Raw genomic sequence first — 3,494 nt, 5'->3', positions numbered from 1 at the left:
TCGACCCCGATGGCCACGATTCGCCTGGAACAGGACGTCCATTGGCTTCGTGAATCACGTCGTTCGCCCAACGGCGTGCCGATGGAGTGACGGCGTCCGTCGCTGCGTGCGGCGCGCGAAATCGAACGGTGATGTGTGACAATGCGAACGTTTCACAGCGGGTTCACGGATCAATCGGTTTCCAGCTCGATTGACCGCAAAAAGATCTCACGAGTCTGTCGGCGACGCGATCGCGATTGACGGCGTTGATGAAGCAACATCGGTGCTGCGGTGCGACGCACACGGCACGTCGTTTGCCCCCTATTCTTGCCGACCGGTGGTGTTCCCCGCACCGCGCGATCAATCGTGGCGGTGCGCCGAATGAATGATGGTGGCTCGTCGTGGATGCCAGCCTCAGCCGGGTGAGATAACGCCGTGCTAACAAGAGGAGTCTACGATGCCTGATCCTCCCAGAACCGCTCTCGCGGACAGCACTTTGGCTCGTCACCGCTTGCTCGAACACGCCCGTCGGATCGAACAGTCCGGCGAAGGCGGCGATTCATCGTCCGGGCGACCCGCTTTGCCGGCGTATCAACCGATTCAGAACGGCACGGTGATGCCCTTCGACAACCACGCCGATCTGATTCGCGCGTTTCGCCGAATTCCCGCTGACAATCGCGGGTACCTGCATAACGCGTCGCCCGACGCGGGCCGGCGGAGAGTTCGTCGGGAACACACCCACATGCCGTCTCCGTTGGAGGGCATGGTCGCGTTTGCCCAAGATTTGTTCGAAGCGCCGGATTTCCACACGTACCTGATCGAACAAACCGCACTCGGCCGAGCGATCTTTGAAGGCTTCGGTGCCGCTCGCCGCAGCACCACGTCGTCACCGCCCACGCCGGAAGCGGAAGGGCACGTGCCGGCCGCGGGAATGCGGCGGGGAGCAGGAATGAACGCGATCGGGGCATTCCTCGACTACTCGCAAAGCATCAGCATTTCGATCCGCGATCGGGCGCACCATGCCGTGATCGTGGTCACGCCCCCGGACGGGAGCGACTTTGAAGCCTATCACTGTGTGCTAATGCGACCCCTGCTGCCATCGTTGATGCTCGGGGATTGGACGCTCGTCTCCCCCGATGCAGCGCGGGCTTTCCTGCGCGGTTAAAACGCGGGGCGTCGACGTGGATCGGAGAACATCGACGAAAGCGTCAATCCTGTTGACGACGTTCGCGACCAGCGGGCGCCAAACAGTTACCGGCGATAACGCCGGGCCGGTCGGCGTTTCGCGCCGACGAAGAAACAGGGTGAGTGACGGGGGTCGAACCCGCGACATCCGGAACCACAATCCGGTGCTCTAACCAACTGAGCTACACCCACCGTGATGGTGTCGCGGCAAATTCAGCATTTGTTTTGACGCTGAATTCGCCAGCAAGATCAAGACTTTATCCGCCGCAGAAAGTTCGGTCAACGGTCTGATTTTTTTCTCTGGGCACCCGGCTTCTTTCGCCGCGGAAAAAAAGGATCAATCGGCTCAGTTTTACGCCAAAACCGATCCCTCTTGCCACGCAGGCCCGGATTGGGACCGCTGCCGGGGCAATCCGTCCGCGATCGCACAATCCATTTTCGGATGCTCCGACAGCAGTTACCCTATCGGTTTACCGCTTCGAACCCCAGATTCTTTTGCTCGCAGAACCGCATGGCCCGCCGCAAGCCCCCAACTAAGACGTCACGCGGTCCGACCGCGGACAGCCCTGACGGCGGCATCGAGCCCCCGGCGGCCGTTCCCGCGGATCCGGCACCGAACGCCAGCCCAGCCAACGCCGGCCCAGCCAACGACGGCTCAGCCCCGAACGCGGCCGCGGTCGATTCCCAGGCCTTGCCCAGTTCCACCTGGACCGGCTTGATCAGCGCGGCGATTTTGGTGCATCTGTTCGCGCTGTTTGTGTCTTACACCGCCATCATCGAACCCTCCACGACCCACTCGAGCTTGCTGGACCTGCTTTCGCCGTACCTCCGCTCGACGCATTTCGCCGCCGACGGTCGCCGGTTTTATCTGGCGCACGCGACGCCTGACGAGCAACCCCACCGATTGCAATTCGCCTCCGCCGCGGACGGGGACACGCTGGTCATCGACCGGCAAACCGAGTGGACCACCATCGAGCCGAGCGGCATCGCGGGACTGGCCGAGTCGGATCGCTATGGCCGCTGGATGGGACTGGTGGCCACGCTGGCCCAATCCGACCGGCCGAGTCTGGCGGCGGCCCTGCTGATGCCGTTGGTCGCCGCGGACCCTTCGATCGAAGCGGTTCGCATTGTGCGGTTGCCCACGCAACTGACGACGGCCGCCGATGATGCCGCGCCGCCGGTCTACCTGGCGCGCGTCGTTCGCGACGCCAACGAGGTCCGATTGGTTTCCATCGGGGCGAAACGATTGTCGACGTACTCCCGAGAGCAGGACGCCGATGCCGCTGGCAAAACGTCCGGCGGGGAGGCGGTGGGGCGATGATCAGAGATTGCGTTACACGCTGGACGGAGTTTTGGTTCTCGCCGTCACCGGTCGCCACGCTCCGCAATGTCCGCCGCGGACTTTGTCTCCTCGCGGCGATCTATTTTGTCTCGGCACTGGCCGACGTCGAAACCTGGTTTGCCCGCGGCGCGCCGGCGTCCAGCTCGAATTTGGCGACGTTCTTTCGCACCGCCGAATTGACCAGCGACGCGCGCTGGATGATTTCACCGCTGTTCATCTGGGACGCGTTGGCGGGTGACTCCGCGCTCGGCGAATCCACGCTCGTTTATCGCCTGTATCTGCTGGTCGGAGTGGCGTTGGCGTTGTTCGTGGCCGTCGGCGATCGGCTGGCTGATTGGAAGGTTCCGGCGAAGCTAAGCGCCATCGGCGAGAGCAACTGGCCGAGCGTGTTGCTTTGGGTTTGGTTCGTCGGCTGGGCCAACCGGATCGTCTTGCTGGCCGGAACGGTCGAGCCGCTGCTGAGTCTCTCTCTGGCGGCGGTCGCGATCGCCCCCGTCGGCCGTGTTCAGTCAGACCGGGAAAGTCCTCGACCGGTCAGCTGGAGAACGACGCTGGCCAACCGTCTGTTGTCCGTCCAAGTGACATTGATCGCTCTGGTCACGACGGCGACTTTGTTTGCCAGCCCGGTCTGGTGGAACGGCACCGGTGCTTACGCGCTGGTGGCGCCCGCGCAAGATCGCTTGTTGACCGTCACGGGAACGTTTTTTGAAACGCCCATCATCTACGAACTGCTAACAGCCCTGATCGTGTGCGTCCTGCCGGTCGGAATCTTTTTGGCCTGGAAACCCGCCACCGGCAAGCTCGGCATCGCGATGGTCGTGGCCTGGTGTGGCGTCGTCGGGCTGCTCTCGGCCAACCTTCTGTATGCGGCGACGCTGGCGATTTTGGCAACCACGATCGGCACGAAAGAAAGTTACCGCACCCCCGCCGGAGCGATTGGGGCAAAAACGCTCAACGACGGAAGCACGGATAACTAATCGCTAGACGC

General features: G+C 62.9%; 3 protein-coding genes and 1 tRNA gene. 3 read left to right on the top strand and 1 reads right to left on the bottom strand.

The window, feature by feature from the left end; genetic code table 11:
• Positions 1-436 precede the first annotated feature (436 nt).
• Positions 437-1,144: a hypothetical protein gene (locus ABX749_RS26325; protein WP_372898623.1), complete on the top strand. Its 708-nt coding sequence runs from the start codon at positions 437-439 to the stop codon at positions 1,142-1,144.
• Between the two features lie 138 nt (positions 1,145-1,282).
• Here ABX749_RS26325 and ABX749_RS26320 read toward each other — a convergent pair.
• Positions 1,283-1,356: transfer RNA gene (locus ABX749_RS26320), tRNA-His, on the bottom strand.
• 319 nt (positions 1,357-1,675) lie between these two features.
• Between ABX749_RS26320 and ABX749_RS26315 the strand changes: the two genes are divergently transcribed.
• A complete protein-coding gene (locus tag ABX749_RS26315) occupies positions 1,676-2,485 on the top strand; it encodes a hypothetical protein (protein ID WP_372898622.1) in 810 nt (269 codons plus the stop codon).
• On the top strand, positions 2,482-3,483 hold the full coding sequence (locus tag ABX749_RS26310) for a hypothetical protein (protein ID WP_372898621.1): 1,002 nt from the start codon (positions 2,482-2,484) through the stop codon (positions 3,481-3,483). Before ABX749_RS26315 ends, ABX749_RS26310 begins: the two co-directional genes overlap by 4 nt.
• Positions 3,484-3,494: the final 11 nt, after the last annotated feature.

The sequence above is a fragment of the Stieleria sp. genome (assembly GCF_041595215.1).
Lineage (GTDB): Bacteria > Planctomycetota > Planctomycetia > Pirellulales > Pirellulaceae > Stieleria > Stieleria magnilauensis.
Note: the sequence above shows the minus strand (reverse complement) of the source record. Positions and strands in the feature narration are given on the sequence as shown.

What these genes read in the sequence shown, in the direction of transcription:
- ABX749_RS26325 (WP_372898623.1), top strand. Translation starts at nt 437, where the DNA reads ATGCCTGATCCTCCCAGAACCGCTCTCGCGGACAGCACTTTGGCTCGT.
- ABX749_RS26315 (WP_372898622.1), top strand. Translation starts at nt 1,676, where the DNA reads ATGGCCCGCCGCAAGCCCCCAACTAAGACGTCACGCGGTCCGACCGCG.
- ABX749_RS26310 (WP_372898621.1), top strand. Translation starts at nt 2,482, where the DNA reads ATGATCAGAGATTGCGTTACACGCTGGACGGAGTTTTGGTTCTCGCCG.